Origin of the sequence: Fictibacillus tiangongensis, from assembly GCF_048083785.1 — a bacterium.
In the GTDB taxonomy this organism is placed as follows: Bacteria; Bacillota; Bacilli; order Bacillales; family Fictibacillaceae; genus Fictibacillus.
Window position 1 is genome coordinate 505,905 of the sequence record NZ_CP182294.1, and the last position, 18,870, is coordinate 524,774.

The window sequence follows — 18,870 nt, forward strand, 5'->3', positions numbered from 1 at the left end:
CATTATTTTAAATCATCAAGTGTCTCTTCCATGTCATCAAACTGGTTTTGAACCTTTTTAGATGGATTTTTCGTTAATGAGCTCACAATGAGAATTGCGATTAAGCTTAAGAAGAATCCAGGGATCATCTCATATACTTGTTCTTTAAGGTCTGGGAACTGTACCCAAGTAAGGACTGTAACAGCACCAACGATGATTCCTGCTAAAGCACCCCACTTCGTCATCTTCTTCCAGAAGAGACTTAACAGAATAAGTGGTCCGAAAGCTGAACCAAATCCTGCCCATGCATAACCTACAAGGCTAAGGATGGTATCACTAGGGTTCAACGACAACAATACAGCGATTACGGCTACAATAAGTACCGCAATACGACCGATCATAACGAGTTCCTTCTGTGAAGCATCTTTCTTTAAGAATTGCTTATAAAAGTCTTCTGTTACAGAAGAGGATGTAACTAACAACTGAGAAGAGATCGTACTCATGATCGCAGCTAGAATGGCTGCTAATAAGAAACCAGTAATTAGCGGGTGGAACAGCAGGTTCGCAAACTCGATAAATACTGTTTCGGGATCAGCAAGTTCTCTTCCTTCTCTAGCGAACCAAGCAACACCAATCAATCCTGTAAGAGAAGCACCGATAAGTGAGATAATCATCCAGCTCATACCGATTCTTCTTGCTGTTTTAATATCTTTTACAGATGTGATCGCCATAAAACGAACGATGATATGTGGTTGTCCAAAGTAACCTAATCCCCAAGCTAAAAACGATATCAACCCAAGAGTGGTCAATCCTTTTGTTGCTTGAAGAAGGGATGGGTCAACCCCGCGAACCGTATCGATAACTGTTTGCGTGTCGCCGATATCAGTAAACGCAACGATTGGAACTAAGATCAATGCGACAAACATGATACAGCCTTGAACAAAATCCGTCCAGCTTACTGCAAGGAATCCCCCAAATAGTGTATAAGCTACAACTACCCCAACCGTAATCAACATACCAGTTAGATAAGTTGTACCGAATGCACTTTCAAACAGCTTACCGCCAGATACAAGTCCAGCAGATGCGTAAAGTGTGAAGAAGATAATGATTACAAGTCCAGAAACGATACGTAGAATTTTTTGTCTATCGTTAAAACGATTTTCAAGGTAATCAGGAATGGTAATGGAATCATCTGCGACTTCTGTATACGTACGAAGACGAGGTGCTACAAGAATGTAGTTCAGATAAGCACCGATAGCGAGTCCAACAGAGATCCAGATTGAGCTGATCCCGTCCGTGAACATCGCACCTGGAATACCCATCATCATCCAACCACTCATGTCTGATGCTCCGGCTGAAAGTGCAGTAACTGCAGGACCTAATCCTCTTCCACCCAACATGTAGTCATTTAGATCAGATGTTTTTTTGTAAGCCCAATATCCGATATAAAGCATACCGGCCATGTAAATAACCAAAGAAATAATAACTCCTGTTTGCATGTAAAAATTTCTCTCCTTTTCTTTTTTCATGAAATGGGTCATGTTAGTTTGCTCAACGGATGACTTGTTTATGAAAAAGTTGGCAGGTTGTTTCTTAGAGCTTTTTATTTGCAAAAAGAGCTTGCGAGGAATAGCAGAAAAAAACTTGAAGTCAAAAGCGCGGTCGATAAACGCATTAAAAACTTGCCGGATTCATTAACCCAGCATCAACTACAAGAAAAAAGCAAAGCCGATGTGTGAATTGAAAATAGGCGGCATCCGTTTTGAGCAAAAAACGTGCCCACTTCTTTTCAGAACATGTTTTACACTATAACAAAAATTCCAAAAAGAATGCAAATCATAACCGAAAGATGCTATTCTGACAGGGTTAAGCTACAATAGAATGCAAAGACATTAGCCTAAGGAATGATATGGTTTTGAGTATTTTATTAGTTGAAAATCTATATAAAACATATGGTGAAAAAACGCTGTTTGACGATATTACTTTTTCAATCAGCGACAAGCAAAGAATCGGGCTCATCGGACCGAATGGCACAGGTAAGTCCTCATTATTAAAAGCAATAGCTGGTTTCGAACCTGCAGAACGAGGAACGCTATCACATGCAAATACCTTTCAGATTGAATATGTGGCACAAGAACCAGAGCTAGATGAAGAGTTATCCGTTTTAGATCAAATTTATTTCGGGGAATCTCTCATCATGAAGACGATGCGTGAATATGAACAAGCCCTCCTCGATCTAGAATCTGATCCGTCGAACGAAAAGAAACTGAAGCGTTTGATGAACAGTCAGCAAAAGATGGATGAAAATGAGGCATGGGAAGCAAACACCATCGCAAAAACGGTGCTCACAAAGCTTGGTCTTCGTGACTTTTCTCGTCAAGTGAAGCATTTAAGCGGTGGGCAAAAGAAGCGTGTGGCGATCGCAAAAGCACTCATTCAACCTGCAGATCTACTGATTTTGGACGAGCCTACAAACCATCTTGATAATGAAACGGTCGAATGGCTAGAAACGTTCTTAGGAAACTATAAAGGCGCCTTATTAATGGTTACCCATGACCGTTATTTCCTAAACCGCGTAACGAACAACATCTTTGAGCTCGATAATGGAAAACTTTACGTTTATGAGGGAAATTACGAAACGTACTTAGAGAAAAAGGCGGAACGTGAAGAAATCGCCCTTCAGAATGAAGATAAGCGACAGAACACACTTCGCCGCGAGTTAGCGTGGTTACGCCGTGGTGCGAAAGCGCGAACTACAAAACAGAAAGCTAGAATTCAACGAGTTGAAACTTTGCAAGAAGAAACAGGTCCTGCAGTGAAAGGCTCTGTTGAGTTTGCGATCGGATCGCAACGACTCGGTAAAAAAGTGATTGAAGTTGAAGGATTGAGCAAAAGTTTAGATGGAAAAGAGCTAGTTAAAGACCTGGATTATTTAATTGTTCCGGGAGAACGACTTGGGATCATCGGGCCGAACGGAAGCGGGAAGACTACTCTGTTAAATATGTTAGCAGGTAGAATGACTCCTGATTCAGGTTCCGTCGAAGTAGGGGAAACGGTTAAGATTGGTTACTACACACAAGATCACGAAGAGCTCGACGGCAACTTGCGCGTAATCGACTATATCAAAGAAACGGCACAGGTCATTACAACAGTAGATGGTCAGTCGATTACGGCTGAACAGATGCTCGAACGATTCCTGTTTCCTCGCTATATGCAGTATACGTATATTCGTAAGTTATCAGGTGGAGAGAAACGCCGCTTGTACATGCTAAAAGTATTAATGGAAGAGCCGAACGTGCTGTTTTTGGATGAGCCGACAAACGATTTGGACATTCAAACGTTAGGGATCTTAGAAGAATATTTAGAAAACTTTCCTGGCGTAGTGCTGACTGTTTCCCATGACCGCTACTTTTTAGACCGTGTCGTCGATCACCTTCTTGCATTCGAAGGAAACGCAGAGGTTGTAAGGTTTCAAGGCAGTTATTCGTACTATATGGAAGAGAAGAAAGAGCGTGATGAACGGACCGCTGCGATGAAGAAAGAGGCTTCGTCTGTAGATGCAACGGAACCTCCTGCACAGCACCGTAAAGAAAAGAAGAAAAAACTGTCGTATAAAGATCAGCAAGATTGGGATACGATTGAAGAACGAATCATGAACCTGGAAGAGAAAAAAGAGCAATATGAAGCAGAAATTGTTGCTGCAGGAAGCGATTTTGGCAAGATCAGCGAGCTTATGGCTGAGCAGAAAAAAGTAGAGAACGAGCTTGAAGCGGCGATGGAACGTTGGGAAGAGCTTTCTCTGTTAGTGGAAGAGCTGAATAGTTGATTGGATGGGCACCTCTTGCTGTTAGCAGGGGGTGTTTTTTTGTGGGAAAGGCGGTTGGCATTATTTGTCGAAAAGCCTATAAATAATTTTGAAGGCCTATAAAATTACTTGAAGGACCTTTAAATTTTTTGAAGGCCCATATATAGAAATTTAGGGCCTATAAAACCAAATTTAGGGCCTATAAAAATAACTATTACTAAAAAAGGATTCTACACCATAGTTAGCGAATCAACTGTTCATGTCCAAGAATAAGAGGAAGTGATAAATTGATTAAAAAAACCAGAACCAAACCGCTTAAACTATTAAAATTTGAAGTTTTATTAGAAAGAATTCTCCCAAATCATACTCAGAAGCAACTGATTGAGACCAACTATAGAAAATACCTAGCAGGCTTTAGAGGAGAGTTAAAGCTAGATTATTACCTTTCTGAACTACTAAAGGATAATTACCACATTTTCCACGATTTACGAATCCCCAGATACGATAACAATCAACTTTATTTCCAACTAGACGCATTAATTCTCCACCCAAGTTTTTGTATCATAATTGAAGTTAAGAACTTAATAGGTAATTTGTATTTTGATCATCAATATGATCAAATTGTGCGTACTAGAGAAGGGATAGATGAAACTTTTCCAGACCCTGTAAATCAAGTTGAAATACAAAAGAAACATTTGTTTAAATGGCTTTGCAGACACAAATTTCCTCTAATACCGATTTATACCCTAGTTGTAATCACGAATCCAAAATCTTATATTCGAATTTCCCCAAAGTACGGATCAAACGCAAAAAAAATAATAAGAGGTAGGACCTTACCTAACAAAATCAAAGAAATTGAAAAGCTAGAAACTGAAGTTATTCTTCAAAAGCGAGATATAAAAAGAATTTCTTCTCTGCTCTTAAAAGAACATACTTCGCATAATCCTGACATTCTAAAATTGTTCAATATTCATCGCAATGAAATTTTAACAGGTGTTTTTTGTCCGAACTGTACTCAGATTGCATTAATTAGAATAAAACGAAACTGGTTGTGTACAAAGTGTTCCAAAACTTATATGGATGCTCATAAAAAAGCAATTATTGATTATGCACTTTTGTTTAGTCCTGTGGTCAAAAACAAAGATCTACGCTCGTTTCTCCACATGCAATCACAATCATCCGTAAAAAAACTCCTCCATAGTATGAAATTGAAGCCGACCGGCTCAAGAAAAGCCGCAACCTATACCATCCCTTTACCAAAATAAACTCCCAAATAAAAAACCCCCATCCAAAGATGAGGGCTAGCAAACTGATTTACTTAAAACACTTTCGTCGTCCAGCTTTCACAGTTCCAGACATCATTTGCCACTTCTTTATAAAATTCAGGTTCATGGGAAATCAACAGCACACTGCCTTTGAAAGCCTTCAAGGCACGCATTAACTCGTCTTTTGCTTCTACGTCTAAATGGTTTGTTGGCTCATCAAGAACAAGAACATTGTTTTCGTGGTTGATTAGTTTACAAAGACGAACCTTTGCCTTTTCTCCACCACTAAGCACTTCAACTTTACTCTCGATGTGTTTAGTCGTTAGACCGCACTTCGCGAGAGCAGCACGAACTTCATGATGTGAAAAACCAGGAAATTCACTCCAGATCTCATCGATACATGTATTATAGTTCGCTGACTTCACTTCTTGCTCGAAGTAACCGATCTCTAGATTTTCACCGCGCTCAACGGAACCTGAAACAGGCGTTATCTCACCAAGGATGCTGCGAAGTAACGTTGTTTTACCGATACCGTTCGCACCGACTAAAGCAATTTTTTGACCGCGTTCCATACGCAGGTTCAATGGTTTAGAAAGTGGCTCGTCATATCCGATAACAAGGTCTTTCGTTTCAAAGATCAGCTTGCTTGGTGTTCGCGCTTCTTTAAAATTGAACTCTGGCTTTGGCTTCTCTTTAGCGAGTTCAATAACATCCATCTTATCGAGTTTCTTTTGTCTGGACATGGCCATGTTTCGAGTGGAAACACGTGCTTTATTACGTGCAACGAAATCCTTCAATCCGGCAATCTCTTGCTGTTGGCGTTTAAATGCTGCTTCCAACTGAGATTTTTTCATCTCATGAACAGATTTGAAGTGGTCGTAATCACCTACATAACGGTTTAACTCTTGATTTTCCATGTGATAGATCAAGTTGATAACGCTGTTTAAGAAAGGAATATCATGCGAGATCAAGATGAACGCATTTTCGTACTCCTGCAGATAACGCTTCAGCCACTCGATATGCTGCTCATCCAGGTAGTTTGTCGGCTCATCCAGTAATAAGATCTCTGGCTTTTCTAATAAAAGCTTAGCAAGCAATACTTTCGTACGCTGTCCACCACTTAGATCATGTACGTCGCGGTCTAAACCGATATCATCAAGACCAAGTCCGCGCGCGATCTCTTCAACTTTTGCATCGATCACGTAAAAGTCGTTGTTCGTTAATGTATCTTGAATGACACCAACATCTTCAAGCATCTTTTCGAGCTCTTCAGGTGTTGCTTCACCCATTTTTTCGTACATGCTGTTCATTTCGTTTTCCATATCAAGCAAGTATTGAAACGCGCTCTTCAACACATCGCGTATCGACATGCCTTTTTGTAGAACCGTGTGCTGATCAAGGTAGCCGACACGCACCTTTTTAGCCCACTCTACTTTACCTTCATCAGGCTTTAATTTACCTGTAATAATATTCATGAATGTTGATTTACCTTCACCATTAGCACCGATCAAGCCGATGTGCTCACCTTTAAGCAGGCGGAAGGAAACATCATTAAATATGGCACGATCGCCAAAACCATGGCTTAAGCCTTGCACCGTTAAAATACTCATCTATATAACACCTTTTCTGTCAGTAATTTGTACCCTCTTGATTATAGTATTGAATGGGGAAGGAACTCAATAGGTGCATACGTAATCTTAAAAAAGAAAAAGCACCCATGGAAGATTTTCCAAGAGTGCCATGATCGTCATCTATTCCTGTTCACCAGTTCGGTTCTTAAATGCTTCTTTTGTTGCAAGGTTCACTGAATCTGTTTCATCGCTTTTTTCAACGAGTCTGTTTTGCAGTGTATTATCAGGAAATCTTCCTGGATGACCTTGTTTTTTATGTTCAAAAGATTTTCCGCGTGCCATGTAATTTTCACTCCTCATCTCTTTACACCATATTGTGTCCAAGAGAAGAGGCGATTATGAAGAGATTAAAAAGGTTTTACCACCATTAAAATAATAAGTAAGACAGCTAAACCGTGCAAAGAATATACGTAAGGATCGAGTTGCTTATCGATCGTCCGATATGAGTCTGGAAGATCATCACCTTCATGAGAACCAAGAATCTCACTCATCTGTTTTTGTTTCTTAGGAATGATGCTAATAACAAGAACTTGTGCTAATACATAAATAACCAATGATGCGATGTACCATACTTCGCTAAACAGTGAAGTATTTAAATAACCCAATAAAAGTCCAGTTGCAAGAAGTGTTAAGCTGCCAATCTTCGGCAATGTTTCAATCTTAGTATTTACTTCGAGTGCATAGCGTGCCTGACTAGCGGTTTTTGCAAATTTTGTAACGACTGGCAAGGCAAAGCTTGCACCTAAGCCGACTATGGCTGCCAAGATATGCAACAATACGAGTGCGCCATAAAGAGTCATCGCATTTCCCCCTTTACATATGTATGAACAAATACCTACCTTCAAGTTATTACTTTATACAGGTAAATAGTCCTTCTTTTTAACAGAGACTTTTATCCTGATTTTAAAAGGAGTTAACTAAATGAAAACAAAACATGAAATCAGGCAAAAAGTTTGGAAAAAGCTGACTGAAGAAAAATTAGGAAGATTCCCGTTTCCATTAACGAATCGAATACCTAATTTTAAAGGGGCAGAGACCGCTGCAAGGTATATAACAGAAATGAAAGAGTAGCTGCGAGTTTATCGAGCATTTTAAATTATGGAAGAGTTTTGCCTCTGTCGCAAATGCCAGAAATTGATTTGATTGTTGTCGGTTCGGTGGCGATTCATCGTGATGGCAGACGACTTGGAAAGGGAGAAGGATACGCTGATAGGGAATATGCGATCATTCGGGAGCTAGGCAATAAAGAGGTGCCAGTGATCACTTCGATTCAAAGTGCACAGCTCGTGGAAGATGAAATCCCTGTTGATGTTTTTGATTTAACAGTTGACTGGATTGCCACGGAAAAAGGGGTGATCGAAACGTGTTCTCCTTATCCTAAGCCAACAGGGATCGTTTGGGATGAAGTGAGTGAGGAAGACATGAACGTCATGCCTGTTTTAAAAGAGATTAAGGAGCTGACAGCAAATAAACGTTAGGACATTGTTGGTACTTTAAAATATTCAAGCGGATTTAACGTGTTGTTAGGAAAAACTTTAAGCTGGCGTAAAACTTCTTCAGCGAATTGAATATAGTTTGAACCTGTTGCTGTGATTACATTTTGGTCAATTACAAGATGTTCTTCACACTTATTGCCCCAGTTCATAACAGACGTATAGCGTGAGTCATCTTCAGTTAGCGAAGCTGTATATTGGATATGGTTCAGAATACCAGCTGCACCTAACAGGGCAGGTCCTCCACAGATGGCGCCAATTAGCTTATCTTTATCAAAAAAAGATCGAATCATTTTGGTAACCATCGAATTTTCCAGAAAAGGAAACGGTGTTCCGCCAGGGATAATCAGAGCAGAATAATCATCTATTGTGATTTCGTTTACCGACAGATCAGGTTTAATTTTAAGATTGCCTGCTGATGTGACTGTATGGATGGAAGAATCAGGAGAGCATGTAACAAGTTCATATTCTGAACCGCTTAAGCACGTATTTAAAATAGCTACTTCAAAATCTGCGAAAGAATCGTAGACCAACAATAGAACTTTTTTCATATGAGTTACCTCCAGTTTCAAATATCATATATCCAAATCTTAGCACCTACTCATAGGAATTTACTACAAAAACAAGCATAAATTATTTTTAAGGTGAATATATCTGTATCACAACTAAATATTTCACCTGTGACTAAAGCATAAACACACTTATGATGGGCTTACTCTTATTAAAAGCTTGTCTTTTTTTGTGTGAGGAGGTGGTAGCCAAAAAACGTTCTACTGGTAATTCCTACTTGACAGATGGGTTTAATTGTATTAATTTAATTTAGTTAACTAAAGGGGGGCTTGTAGGTGACTACTGGTTTAGTTTTATCGAATATTGCTATTATGCTTATTTTATTGGGTGTTTTGTATTACATGCAAAAAAAGCACGTTTCTTTCTCTAAACGTGTTTTTACGGGGCTCGGTCTAGGGATTTTGTTCGGACTGGGACTTCAGTACGGATATGGAGCAGACTCTGAGGTTGCTGCTAAATCGACTGACTGGTTCAATCTAGTCGGTGGCGGTTATGTAACGTTCTTAAAAATGATCGTTGTTCCACTCGTATTTATTTCAATCCTTTCAGCGTTTACGCGTCTGAACTTAAAAGGAAACATCGGAAAACTTAGTGGATTGATCATCGCGATATTAATAGGTACAACTGCAATTGCCGCTGTTGTTGGAATTGCGACTTCAACGGTTTTCGATCTTGAAGCTGTTCAGATCGAGCAAGGAGATGCAGAGACGGCCCGTGGTGAGCAGATGGAAGGTACGTTTGCAGAGGTAAAAGATCTCACGCTTCCGCAACAGGTTCTTTCATTATTACCAGCTAACCCGTTCTTAGATTTCACAGGAGCTCGTCCGACCTCAACAATTGCTGTCGTTATCTTTGCGGCATTCCTGGGCGTAGCTTATTTAGGGGTAAAACGTAAGCAAGAAGAGCATGCAGAGCTTTTTGCTAAGATTGTTGATGCGTTTTATGCGGTTATCATGCGAGTAGTAACGTTGATTCTTCGTCTAACTCCATATGGGGTTCTCGCGCTGATGACCAAAACAGTTGCACTAAGTGATATGGATGCGATCGCAAAGCTAGGCAAGTTCGTTATTGCTTCTTATGTAGCATTGCTGATCATGTTCGGAATTCACTTGTTGCTCTTAACATTTGCAGGTTTGAATCCAATTACTTATATGAAGAAATCATTCCCGGTATTATCCTTTGCTTTCACATCTCGTACGAGTGCCGGTGCACTTCCTTTAAATATTCGTACGCAAAAGAGCATGGGTGTACCTGACGGAATCGCAAACTTCTCAGGTTCATTCGGTCTTTCAATCGGACAAAACGGATGTGCTGGAATTTATCCGGCGATGCTTGCAGTCATGATCGCTCCGACAGTCGGAATCGATCCGTTGTCTCCATCGTTCTTGTTGACGCTGGTCGTAGTTGTAGCGCTAAGTTCGTTTGGTGTAGCAGGTGTTGGAGGCGGAGCGACGTTTGCGGCGATCCTGGTACTTTCCGCAATGGATCTTCCTATCGCTTTAGCAGGTCTATTGATTTCTGTTGAGCCATTGATCGACATGGGTCGTACCGCTGTTAACGTAAGTGGTTCGATGACTTCTGGACTTTTAACAAGTAAGATTCAGAATCAGCTCGATACGAATGTTTATAACGATACTGAAAATCAAGTAGAAGTAAGTGCATAAGAGATAAATATGAACGACCTTGTCTAAAAGAGGCAAGGTCGTTTTTTTATTTGTGAATTTTACATAGTCAGGTGTACGTTGGCGAGATTAAGGGTAAAAAGTAAAAACTGAACTTTTAAAAAGCTCAAGACTGTTTACCAATGGAAGAAGTCTCTTCCAAAATCGTGAACATTCTATGTCAAAACTGTGATAAAGTTGTGAGCTTTATTTGAAGTAATCGTGACATTTGTTGTGGATAGAGTCACATTTATTAGGATTCTGGTACTATGAAAGCAAAGGTTTTTGTCATTTAAATTTTTGCCTATGTTTTACATTGTGATTTAATTCACAATGCTCTATAATCACTCTTGGTTCGTTTTTTATTAGGCAAAAGTAAATGCTTGTAAATAGAGAAAGGAAGGTGGACCTGGTGATGCGACGGTTTAAGCCGTTTTTTACATTCGGGTTATTGATGGCCGTATTTATGCTTAGCGGCTGCAGCGATATGATTGTTTTAGATCCAAAAGGACCTGTAGGAGCAGAACAGAGGGATCTGATCATGTATTCCATCTGGTTTATGTTATTTATCCTAATAGTTGTTTACGCGCTTACTGCTTTTATTGTTTATAAATATCGTGATCGCAAAAATCATAAAGGCTATGATCCTGATAATGAAGGAAGTCATCTTCTTGAAACGATTTGGTGGATCATTCCTATCATCATCGTTATTGCATTAGCGATTCCAACGGTAAAGAGTATCTATTCTCTTGAAGGACCTCCTGAAAAGTCAAAAGATCAAAAGCCATTGGTGATCCATGCAACATCTGTAAACTGGAAATGGGTGTTCTCATATCCAGAGCAAGATATTGAAACAGTTAACTATCTTCATATACCTGAAGATCGACCTGTATTGTTCAAGTTGACTTCTGCCGATTCAATGGCATCGTTCTGGGTACCTCAATTAGGTGGTCAGAAATATGCGATGGCTGGCATGGAGACAGAGCTTTACCTGCAAGCTGACGAGCAAGGGACGTATGAAGGACGTAACTCCAACTTTACTGGTGAAGGATTTACTAATCATACGTTTGATGTGATGGCAATGTCTGATGCAGAGTTCGAAAAATGGGCAAGCGAAACAAAAGCTGATGCTCCGGAGCTTTCGAAGGGGCAGTATGACAAGCTGATGCTTCCTGGTCACGTGAAAGAAATGACTTTCTCTTCAACTCACTTAGATTGGGTAGACCATGCTACAAACGCTGAATACGCGTTAGATGCTCGCGAACGTTTGGGTTATAAAGAGAAGATTCCTCACTCAAGAGCAGCGAAGGAAGAAAAGAAGAAGCGTGAAGAAGAGATGAAGAAGCTAGAAGAATCTGAATCAGAGTCTCATGGGGATTCTCATGCCCATTAACAGAGGAGGCATTTCAATATGAAATGGGATGAATTTTTCGTAACAGGCGACCCGATGATTTATGGTGCTGACGTATCCATCGTACTAACGATGGTGGGTATCCTGTTCTATCTTACTAAATATAAAAAATGGAAATGGTTGTGGGACGAATGGCTTACAACAGTTGACCATAAAAAACTAGGTATCATGTATATCGTTTCTGCTGTATTGATGCTGTTTCGCGGTGGGGTAGATGCCCTCTTAATGCGTACACAGCTAGCGGTTCCAGAGGCTAAGTTCCTCGATTCACAGCATTATAACGAAATCTTTACAACACACGGTACGATCATGATCATCTTCATGGCGATGCCGTTCTTGATTGGTTTGATTAACGTTGTTGTTCCATTACAAATTGGAGCACGTGACGTAGCTTATCCATATTTAAACGCAGTTAGTTTCTGGACGTTCTTTATTGGTGCGATGTTGTTCAACATCTCATTCGTTATTGGTGGATCTCCATCAGCAGGCTGGACGAGTTACATGCCGCTTGCGAGTAACGAGCTCAGTCCAGGACCTGGACAGAACTATTATCTGCTCGGTCTGCAGATCGCAGGTATTGGTACGCTCTTAACGGGTATTAACTTCTTAGTTACGATTCTTAAGATGCGTGCACCGGGAATGACATTGTTCCGTATGCCAATGTTTACTTGGTCATCACTTGTAACAATGGTTATCATTATTTTCGCTTTCCCGATCCTTACTGTTGCACTAGCACTTATGACATTTGACCGTTTATTCGGCAGCCATTTCTTCACTCTTCAAGGAGCAGGAATGGATATGCTTTGGGCGAACCTTTTCTGGCTATGGGGTCACCCTGAGGTATATATCGTAATTCTGCCGGCATTTGGTATGTTCTCAGAGATTATCTCTACGTTCTCTAGAAAAACGCTATTCGGTTACAAAGCCATGATCTGGTCTATGCTTTTAATCGCAGGATACAGTTTCTTGGTTTGGGTCCATCACTTCTTTACGATGGGTTCAGGAGCACTTGTTAACTCTGTATTCTCTATCACAACGATGGCGATCGGTATTCCGACCGGGGTTAAGATCTTTAACTGGTTGTTTACGATGTACAGAGGTAAGATTCAATTTACGACGCCGATGCTTTGGTCACTCGGATTTATCGTGAACTTCGTAATCGGTGGAGTTACAGGTGTCATGCTAGCCATGGCAGCAGCTGATTATCAGTACCACAACACATACTTCCTAGTATCTCACTTCCACTATGTGTTGATCGCGGGTACAGTATTTGCTTGTTTCGCTGGTTTGATCTACTGGTATCCGAAGATGTTTGGTTACAAGCTGAACGAACGTATCGGAAAATGGGTATTCTGGGTATTCACAATCGGATTTAACGTATGTTTCTTCCCACAATACTTCCTTGGTCTAGACGGTATGCCTCGTCGTGTTTACACGTACAGTGAAGAGTCTGGCTGGGGTCCATTGAACATGGTATCTACGATCGGTGGATTCATGATGGGGATCGCATTCTTAATCCTTGTTTACAACATGTACTACAGCTTCCGTTACGCGAAGCGTGAAACAACTGGAGATGCTTGGGATGGCCGTACTTTAGAATGGTCTACACCTACAGCAATGCCTCCATTCTATAACTTTGCTAAGATTCCTGAAGTAACAGGTCTTGATCACTTCTGGAGACAGAAGCAAGCTGGAAAAGTTGAGAAGTTAAAAGTGGAAGATATTAAACCGATTCATATGCCAAGTAACTCTGGTGTTCCATTCATCATGGCATCCTTCTTCTTTGTTGCCGGATTCGGAATGGTGTTCGACTGGATGTGGATGGCGATCGCTGGAATGATTGGTGTGTTTGCAACATTGTTCTATCGTTCATTCGAGTATGATGATGGTTATTATGTAAGTGTTGAAGAAGTAATCGAAACAGAAAAGATATCTAAATAAGGAGGCGTGAAAAAATGGCACATGCAGAAACACACGACCCCAACACGCCTTTAGAGTATCGTTCGGAGACTGGGCGTTTAAATATTCTCGGTTTCTGGATTTTCCTCGGGGCAGAAATTGCGTTGTTCGCGACATTATTTGCAACTTATATGGTTTTAGAACATCGTATCGCTGATGGTCCATCACCTGGTGAGCTGTTTGAAGTAAAGAGTTTGTTAATCCAAACGTTCTTGCTCTTAACAAGTAGTTTTACCTGTGGACTTGCGGTTCATGAGATGCGCCGTCAAAATGTAAAAGGTTTGATCACGTGGATGGCCATCACTTTAGGTCTTGGTCTTGGATTCCTTTACTTCGAGATTGAAGAGTTCTTACACTTCATTCATGAAGGTGCTAATATCGGTACAAGTGCAGCATGGTCAGGGTTCTTCGTTCTTGTTGGTACTCACGGTGCCCACGTAACGTTCGGTATCTTCTGGGTAACGATGGTCTTGATTCAAGTAGCTAAGCGTGGTCTAACACCAGCTACATCTGCAAAAGTTTTCATCACCAGTCTATACTGGCACTTCTTAGACGTAGTGTGGATCTTTATCTTCACAGCCGTTTATCTGATGGGGATGGTGATGCATAATGGCTAATAAAACTGTAGCTAATGAACACCACGGCTTTCCGTGGAAACATTTAATCGGTTTTGTGTTATCCATCGTGCTAACACTATTCGCACTTTGGATTGCGCTTGAAACAGATCTATCGATGACTTGGATTCTAATTATTATTTTCGGTTTTGCAATCCTTCAAGCTGCTCTTCAGCTCTTGATGTTCATGCACGTAACAGAGAACTCAACGAAGGGTAACCTGACGAGCCGGGTACAGATCGGTAACATCCTATTTGCAGCATTCGTTGCGATTGTTATCGTAATCGGTTCTGTATGGGTAATGGCAGCAGGTCACGCGAAGCACGATAAGCACCAGCACTCACCGAACACTGAAAACCACGAAGACCACGGTTCTCATGGCGGCAGTAGTGAGCATGATTCTGATGATCACGGCAGTCATGAATAATAGTTAACATTTTGAAAACCCCTTGCTAGGGATAGCAAGGGGTTTTTTGTTGAAGTTAGGGATTGAAAGTAGTATTCCTTTAGAGATTAAGAAGTTTTGTCTGAAAGAAGCAATTGCAAAGTGATTGAAAGGTACTTTTGAAGAAAAAATGACGGGGTTATAGACTATTATTGCTCTTATTAGTTGATGCAAAGAAACTATATTTTTGCTTTATGCTCGTTCCCGGAGTTTTATGCTCGTTCCTCGACTTTTATGCTCGTTCCCCGAGTTTTATGCTCGTTCCTAGAGTTTTATGCTCGTTCCTCGACTTTTATGCTCGTTCACAGAATTTTATGCTCGCAGCTCACTTTTTGCGAGCTTCGATTTATCTGTTTTGACATTTTTGACATTACAAAGGAGATGGAAGTTGATAAGATCTTCCTTTTCCACTTCCTGTTTGCTTTAAATTCATCGAAGATAATAAACGTGTGGAAACATGCCTTGATGAAACTTGAAGAAAGTCGCAAAACTGTTTGTTAGTAATTTTAGTACCGTATAATAGAGTAAAATCTTCAAGAGTATTAAGTGAAGATTTTTAGATTTATAAGAACATCTAGGACAATGCCAAGTTTTATTCCTCCGAACCACAGGCAAGTAAAAACACTCTGTACAATAAACGCCCTTGATAACTTTTTCTTCAATCCCATACCTTTTGAGAAGATCAGGGTTTTCAGGTACATGATGTCGAACAAGCAATTTGGAGAGTTTAGTGACCTCTTTCTTCGTCAGCTTCTCGTCCGTATACTTCTTATCAATCATCTTAATTTTCTCCTGCAAATAGGGACTATGCGTAATATAATGAAGGACATCTTTATTTGAGGGAGGGGCTTTAATAATGGTTCTTGGATTGCTCATTACAACCAGTGAGCGAACAGGGGTTGGAGGTATTCGGTTCTTTGTCATCCATTCCATAAGGTGAGATTGTTGGCGCTTTACTTGGAAAATAGGATTCCGAAAAGCTTCTTCAGATCCATCATCCTTTACTCTGATGACTTGGTGGAGATGGTCAAAAACCAAAGTTCCGATAATGTATTTCACTTCGAGGTTCAATATATAACGAGGGGAGAGAAGCAGAGTGTCGATTTGAAAATAACTTTCATGCGCTGTAAGCCTCAGGTCATGCATTACAGAAAAGTCCCGGAAAGGTTTTAAAAAGTAGTCATTCGACTGTTCACCAAAATGTCCGGCTAGCCTACCGCTTAATTCATCTTCCATGGTTAAATATTTGGGGTGAAGCTTAATCACTCGTCGTTGCATAACTTCAAGCTTTCTTATCCTAATAGACTTTCCGCGATCTTTAACTAACATAAACGACCTCCTTTTTAAAAACATTCTTTCACCATCCTAGCTTCACCTTCTTTATTTCTACAAAAAAAACAGCCCCGACTAAGGGACTGTTTACAATATATTATCTAACCTGTCCGTCACCAGTCATACGATACTTAATCGTCGTTAGTGCTGGCAGTCCCATTGGACCGCGAGCATGAAGTTTTTGTGTGGATATACCAATCTCTGCTCCAAATCCTAGGGCTGATCCATCCGTAAAGCGCGTAGATGCGTTATGGTAAACAGCAGCAGCATCAACACGATTTAAGAAGGTAACAGCATTTTCTGGATTTTCAGTTACGATCGCTTCGGAATGCTTTGTGCCATAACGTTCAATATGGACAACAGCTTCCTCGACAGAGCTCACCACTTTAACTGCAACAGCTAAACTTAAATACTCTTCAGCCCAATCCTTTTCATTAGCAGGTATTACATCTGGCAATAACTCTGCTGCTTTTTCATCTCCATGCACTTCAATATCGTACTTTTCAAAAAGAGCTGTAACTTGTCCAGCATGATCATTCAGCCATGCTTCATGGAAAATAAACGTCTCTGCGGCATTACAGACAGCCGGTCGATCTGTTTTGGCGTTTTCCATGATGCTGAGGGCTTTATCAATATCAGCAAACTGATCCATATAAATGTGACAATTGCCGACACCGGTCTCTAAGACCGGAACTGTAGCATTCTCGACAACCGTCTTAATGAGATTTCCGCCACCGCGAGGAATTAACACATCAATATGCTCTTTCATCGTAAACAATTGACCCGCTGCTTCGCGATCGGTAGAAGCAATAAATTGTACAGCATCTTCTGGAATTTTTGTTGCTCTTAATGCTTTATGAATCACAGAGACAATCGCTGAGTTTGAATGTATAGCATTCGATCCGCCTTTTAGTACGATGGCGTTTCCGGATTTTAATGCAAGTCCTGTCGCATCTACTGTTACGTTTGGTCGTGCTTCATAAATCATACCGACCACACCTAATGGTACACGGACTTGCTCAACGTTTAATCCATTATCAAGTGTCCAGTCAGACAGAATTTCACCTACAGGAGGATCCTTTAACTCAACAACCTCGCGTAGTCCGTTTGCAAACTCTTTTACGCGGTCTTCTGTTAAGCGCAAACGATCCATTAAAGCTTCAGAGAAATCATTGTTTTCACCATTAACGAGATCCTGTTTGTTTTGTTCTAAAATAAAACCTGTTTCGCTTTCTAACGTATCTGCAATCACCAGTAGTGCTTCGTTTTTATCTTTTTCACTGAGGAGTGCAAGCTTTTTTGAAGCTTCCTGTGCTAACTTTGCTTGGTCTTTCACATCAATATTTTTGGTTGTACTTTTAAAAGTACTCATCCAACGCCTCCTTGTATTTTTAAACCTCACATTTTCGTATATCTATACTAGTGAATAGGTACTGCCAAACGAGTGTGGCAAACTAAATCATTGTTATTAATGGCTTCTTCAGGGCCGACTTCAGCTAGCTCGTCACGCGAGATACCCTTTATCTTTATTAATTGTTTAGAAGAATAATTTGAAACACCAAGACCCACTTCATTTCCGTCTAAATCCTTGATGCGAACAACTGAACCTTTTTTAAAGTGACCACTTACGGAGCGAATGCCTGTAGGATAAAGACTTTTGAGCTCATCAATACCTTGCTTCGCTTTATTTGAGACTACGATCTCACCTTCCGGACCAGAGTGGAAAGCAATCCATTGACGCTTTGTATCAAGATTGAATTCATTCTTACCAGGAACAAAATACGTTCCTCTGGCTTTGCCGATAACGGCTTTGTGAATGATATCTGGTGATGTTGCGTTGCCAAGGAAAGATGAAATTCCAGAAGCCATTGCAATTTTTACAGCATCAATCTTTGAACGCATGCCACCAGTACCTACCGCACTTCCAGGTTCTCCTGCGGATTGCTCGATTTCTGGTGTAATTTCGCTAACTTTTGTTAAAAGTTTTGCATCAGGATTTTTTCGAGGGTCATCCGTGTAAAGTCCATCGATATCAGAAAGAATGATGAGCTGATCGGCATCCACAAGTCCTGCCACTTTTGCGGAAAGCGTGTCATTGTCACCGAACTTAAGTCTTTCTACTGTAACTGTGTCATTTTCATTTACGATGGGTATGATTCCGCGATCTAAAAGGACGTTAATCGTATTTCGAGCGTTATGATACCGATCACGATCGGAAAAATCGCTTCTCGTAATCAAAATTTGTGATGCGGTATAACCGTGAGAGATAAAACGCTCCGAATAAGACTCCATTAACAAGCCTTGCCCGATCGATGCAGCTGCTTGTTTTTCAGCAAGAGAAGTAGGGCGATTCAAACAGCCTAAACGTCTATACCCTGCTGCCACTGCGCCTGAAGACACGAGTAACACCTCGTGGCCATCATCTTTTAATTTAACGACCTCATCAACGAGTCGCTCTAATTTATGTCTGCTAATATCACCAAGTCTGCTCGTTAAAGAACTAGATCCAATTTTAATTACAATGCGTTTGTTTTTTGATTCGTTTATTAACATATCTGTTTAAAATCACTCCTGTTTTGTAAGTTATAACAACTCATTTTCCGGTCAAAATTTCAACGGTAACGAGTATAACATGGTGAGATTTAAACACAACAGGTATTGATGAGATAGTGTAGAAAACAAGCAAATAGTGAAGAAAACAGAAG

17 protein-coding genes are annotated in these 18,870 nt (G+C 40.5%); 9 read left to right on the plus strand and 8 right to left on the minus strand.

The features are described 5' to 3' along the window. Positions 1–2: 2 nt before the first annotated feature. A complete protein-coding gene (gene putP / locus ACNJYY_RS02850; protein WP_416730490.1) occupies positions 3–1,478 on the minus strand; it encodes a sodium/proline symporter PutP in 1,476 nt (491 codons plus the stop codon). A gap of 416 nt (positions 1,479–1,894) precedes the next feature. On the opposite strand from putP, the gene ACNJYY_RS02855 reads away from it, so the two are divergent. Together ACNJYY_RS02855 and ACNJYY_RS02860 are read left to right on the plus strand one after the other, a co-directional pair. Then, on the plus strand, positions 1,895–3,805 hold the full coding sequence (locus ACNJYY_RS02855; protein WP_416730491.1) for an ABC-F family ATP-binding cassette domain-containing protein: 1,911 nt from the start codon (positions 1,895–1,897) through the stop codon (positions 3,803–3,805). A gap of 266 nt (positions 3,806–4,071) precedes the next feature. Then, complete coding sequence (locus tag ACNJYY_RS02860) at positions 4,072–5,049, plus strand: nuclease-related domain-containing protein (protein ID WP_416730492.1); 978 nt, start codon at positions 4,072–4,074, stop codon at positions 5,047–5,049. A 53-nt stretch (positions 5,050–5,102) separates the two neighbouring features. On the opposite strand, the gene ACNJYY_RS02865 is transcribed toward ACNJYY_RS02860, so the two are convergent. The 3 genes from ACNJYY_RS02865 to ACNJYY_RS02875 form a co-directional block, all read right to left on the minus strand. Next, the gene (locus ACNJYY_RS02865) at positions 5,103–6,659 is read right to left on the minus strand and encodes an ABC-F family ATP-binding cassette domain-containing protein (RefSeq protein ID WP_144704074.1); all 1,557 of its coding nucleotides are present in this window, start codon (positions 6,657–6,659) and stop codon (positions 5,103–5,105) included. A gap of 141 nt (positions 6,660–6,800) precedes the next feature. Further along, entirely contained in the window at positions 6,801–6,962 is a 162-nt protein-coding gene (locus ACNJYY_RS02870) for a hypothetical protein (RefSeq protein WP_186320646.1), read from the minus strand. Between the two features lie 65 nt (positions 6,963–7,027). Next, positions 7,028–7,480, minus strand: a complete 453-nt coding sequence (locus ACNJYY_RS02875; RefSeq protein WP_416730493.1) for a DUF2269 family protein — start codon at positions 7,478–7,480, stop codon at positions 7,028–7,030. Between the two features lie 121 nt (positions 7,481–7,601). Here ACNJYY_RS02875 and ACNJYY_RS02880 point away from each other — a divergent pair, with 121 nt between their 5' ends. After that, positions 7,602–7,751 carry a hypothetical protein gene (locus ACNJYY_RS02880; RefSeq protein WP_416730494.1) on the plus strand — a complete coding sequence of 50 codons (150 nt, stop codon included), beginning with the start codon at positions 7,602–7,604 and terminating at the stop codon, positions 7,749–7,751. Between the two features lie 38 nt (positions 7,752–7,789). Beyond that, entirely contained in the window at positions 7,790–8,158 is a 369-nt protein-coding gene (locus tag ACNJYY_RS02885) for a 5-formyltetrahydrofolate cyclo-ligase (RefSeq protein ID WP_416730495.1), read from the plus strand. Here the strand turns inward: ACNJYY_RS02885 and ACNJYY_RS02890 are convergent. Beyond that, the gene (locus ACNJYY_RS02890; protein WP_416730496.1) at positions 8,155–8,724 is read right to left on the minus strand and encodes a DJ-1/PfpI family protein; all 570 of its coding nucleotides are present in this window, start codon (positions 8,722–8,724) and stop codon (positions 8,155–8,157) included. The two genes, ACNJYY_RS02885 and ACNJYY_RS02890, sit on opposite strands and share 4 nt — an antisense overlap. A 330-nt stretch (positions 8,725–9,054) precedes the next feature. Between ACNJYY_RS02890 and ACNJYY_RS02895 the strand changes: the two genes are divergently transcribed. The 5 genes from ACNJYY_RS02895 to qoxD all read left to right on the plus strand — a co-directional run bounded on the left by ACNJYY_RS02895 (position 9,055) and on the right by qoxD (position 14,815). Beyond that, positions 9,055–10,407 (plus strand): L-cystine transporter, encoded by a 1,353-nt coding sequence (locus ACNJYY_RS02895; RefSeq protein WP_416731795.1) that lies wholly within the window; start codon positions 9,055–9,057, stop codon positions 10,405–10,407. A 409-nt stretch (positions 10,408–10,816) separates the two neighbouring features. After that, complete coding sequence (gene qoxA / locus ACNJYY_RS02900; RefSeq protein WP_416730497.1) at positions 10,817–11,797, plus strand: cytochrome aa3 quinol oxidase subunit II; 981 nt, start codon at positions 10,817–10,819, stop codon at positions 11,795–11,797. Positions 11,798–11,815: 18 nt separating this feature from the next. Then, positions 11,816–13,756 (plus strand): cytochrome aa3 quinol oxidase subunit I, encoded by a 1,941-nt coding sequence (qoxB, locus tag ACNJYY_RS02905; RefSeq protein ID WP_144704065.1) that lies wholly within the window; start codon positions 11,816–11,818, stop codon positions 13,754–13,756. Between the two features lie 14 nt (positions 13,757–13,770). Continuing rightward, positions 13,771–14,391: a cytochrome aa3 quinol oxidase subunit III gene (gene qoxC, locus ACNJYY_RS02910; RefSeq protein ID WP_144704062.1), complete on the plus strand. Its 621-nt coding sequence runs from the start codon at positions 13,771–13,773 to the stop codon at positions 14,389–14,391. Next, positions 14,384–14,815, plus strand: coding sequence for a cytochrome aa3 quinol oxidase subunit IV (gene qoxD / locus ACNJYY_RS02915; protein ID WP_416730498.1), 432 nt, complete (start codon positions 14,384–14,386; stop codon positions 14,813–14,815). The genes qoxC and qoxD overlap by 8 nt, the downstream gene beginning before the upstream one ends. A 447-nt stretch (positions 14,816–15,262) precedes the next feature. Here qoxD and ACNJYY_RS02920 read toward each other — a convergent pair whose 3' ends face one another. The 3 genes from ACNJYY_RS02920 to proB all read right to left on the minus strand — a co-directional run bounded on the left by ACNJYY_RS02920 (position 15,263) and on the right by proB (position 18,718). After that, positions 15,263–16,162: an NERD domain-containing protein gene (locus tag ACNJYY_RS02920; RefSeq protein ID WP_416730499.1), complete on the minus strand. Its 900-nt coding sequence runs from the start codon at positions 16,160–16,162 to the stop codon at positions 15,263–15,265. Positions 16,163–16,262: 100 nt separating this feature from the next. Next, positions 16,263–17,537 carry a glutamate-5-semialdehyde dehydrogenase gene (locus ACNJYY_RS02925; RefSeq protein ID WP_416730500.1) on the minus strand — a complete coding sequence of 425 codons (1,275 nt, stop codon included), beginning with the start codon at positions 17,535–17,537 and terminating at the stop codon, positions 16,263–16,265. 47 nt (positions 17,538–17,584) lie between these two features. Then, positions 17,585–18,718: a glutamate 5-kinase gene (gene proB, locus ACNJYY_RS02930; protein WP_416730501.1), complete on the minus strand. Its 1,134-nt coding sequence runs from the start codon at positions 18,716–18,718 to the stop codon at positions 17,585–17,587. Positions 18,719–18,870 lie beyond the last annotated feature (152 nt).

What these genes read in the sequence shown, in the direction of transcription:
- putP (WP_416730490.1), bottom strand. Translation starts at nt 1,478, where the DNA reads ATGCAAACAGGAGTTATTATTTCTTTGGTTATTTACATGGCCGGTATG.
- ACNJYY_RS02865 (WP_144704074.1), bottom strand. Translation starts at nt 6,659, where the DNA reads ATGAGTATTTTAACGGTGCAAGGCTTAAGCCATGGTTTTGGCGATCGT.
- ACNJYY_RS02870 (WP_186320646.1), bottom strand. Translation starts at nt 6,962, where the DNA reads ATGGCACGCGGAAAATCTTTTGAACATAAAAAACAAGGTCATCCAGGA.
- ACNJYY_RS02875 (WP_416730493.1), bottom strand. Translation starts at nt 7,480, where the DNA reads ATGACTCTTTATGGCGCACTCGTATTGTTGCATATCTTGGCAGCCATA.
- ACNJYY_RS02880 (WP_416730494.1), top strand. Translation starts at nt 7,602, where the DNA reads ATGAAAACAAAACATGAAATCAGGCAAAAAGTTTGGAAAAAGCTGACT.
- ACNJYY_RS02890 (WP_416730496.1), bottom strand. Translation starts at nt 8,724, where the DNA reads ATGAAAAAAGTTCTATTGTTGGTCTACGATTCTTTCGCAGATTTTGAA.
- ACNJYY_RS02895 (WP_416731795.1), top strand. Translation starts at nt 9,055, where the DNA reads ATGCTTATTTTATTGGGTGTTTTGTATTACATGCAAAAAAAGCACGTT.
- qoxB (WP_144704065.1), top strand. Translation starts at nt 11,816, where the DNA reads ATGAAATGGGATGAATTTTTCGTAACAGGCGACCCGATGATTTATGGT.
- qoxC (WP_144704062.1), top strand. Translation starts at nt 13,771, where the DNA reads ATGGCACATGCAGAAACACACGACCCCAACACGCCTTTAGAGTATCGT.
- qoxD (WP_416730498.1), top strand. Translation starts at nt 14,384, where the DNA reads ATGGCTAATAAAACTGTAGCTAATGAACACCACGGCTTTCCGTGGAAA.
- ACNJYY_RS02920 (WP_416730499.1), bottom strand. Translation starts at nt 16,162, where the DNA reads ATGTTAGTTAAAGATCGCGGAAAGTCTATTAGGATAAGAAAGCTTGAA.
- ACNJYY_RS02925 (WP_416730500.1), bottom strand. Translation starts at nt 17,537, where the DNA reads ATGAGTACTTTTAAAAGTACAACCAAAAATATTGATGTGAAAGACCAA.
- proB (WP_416730501.1), bottom strand. Translation starts at nt 18,718, where the DNA reads ATGTTAATAAACGAATCAAAAAACAAACGCATTGTAATTAAAATTGGA.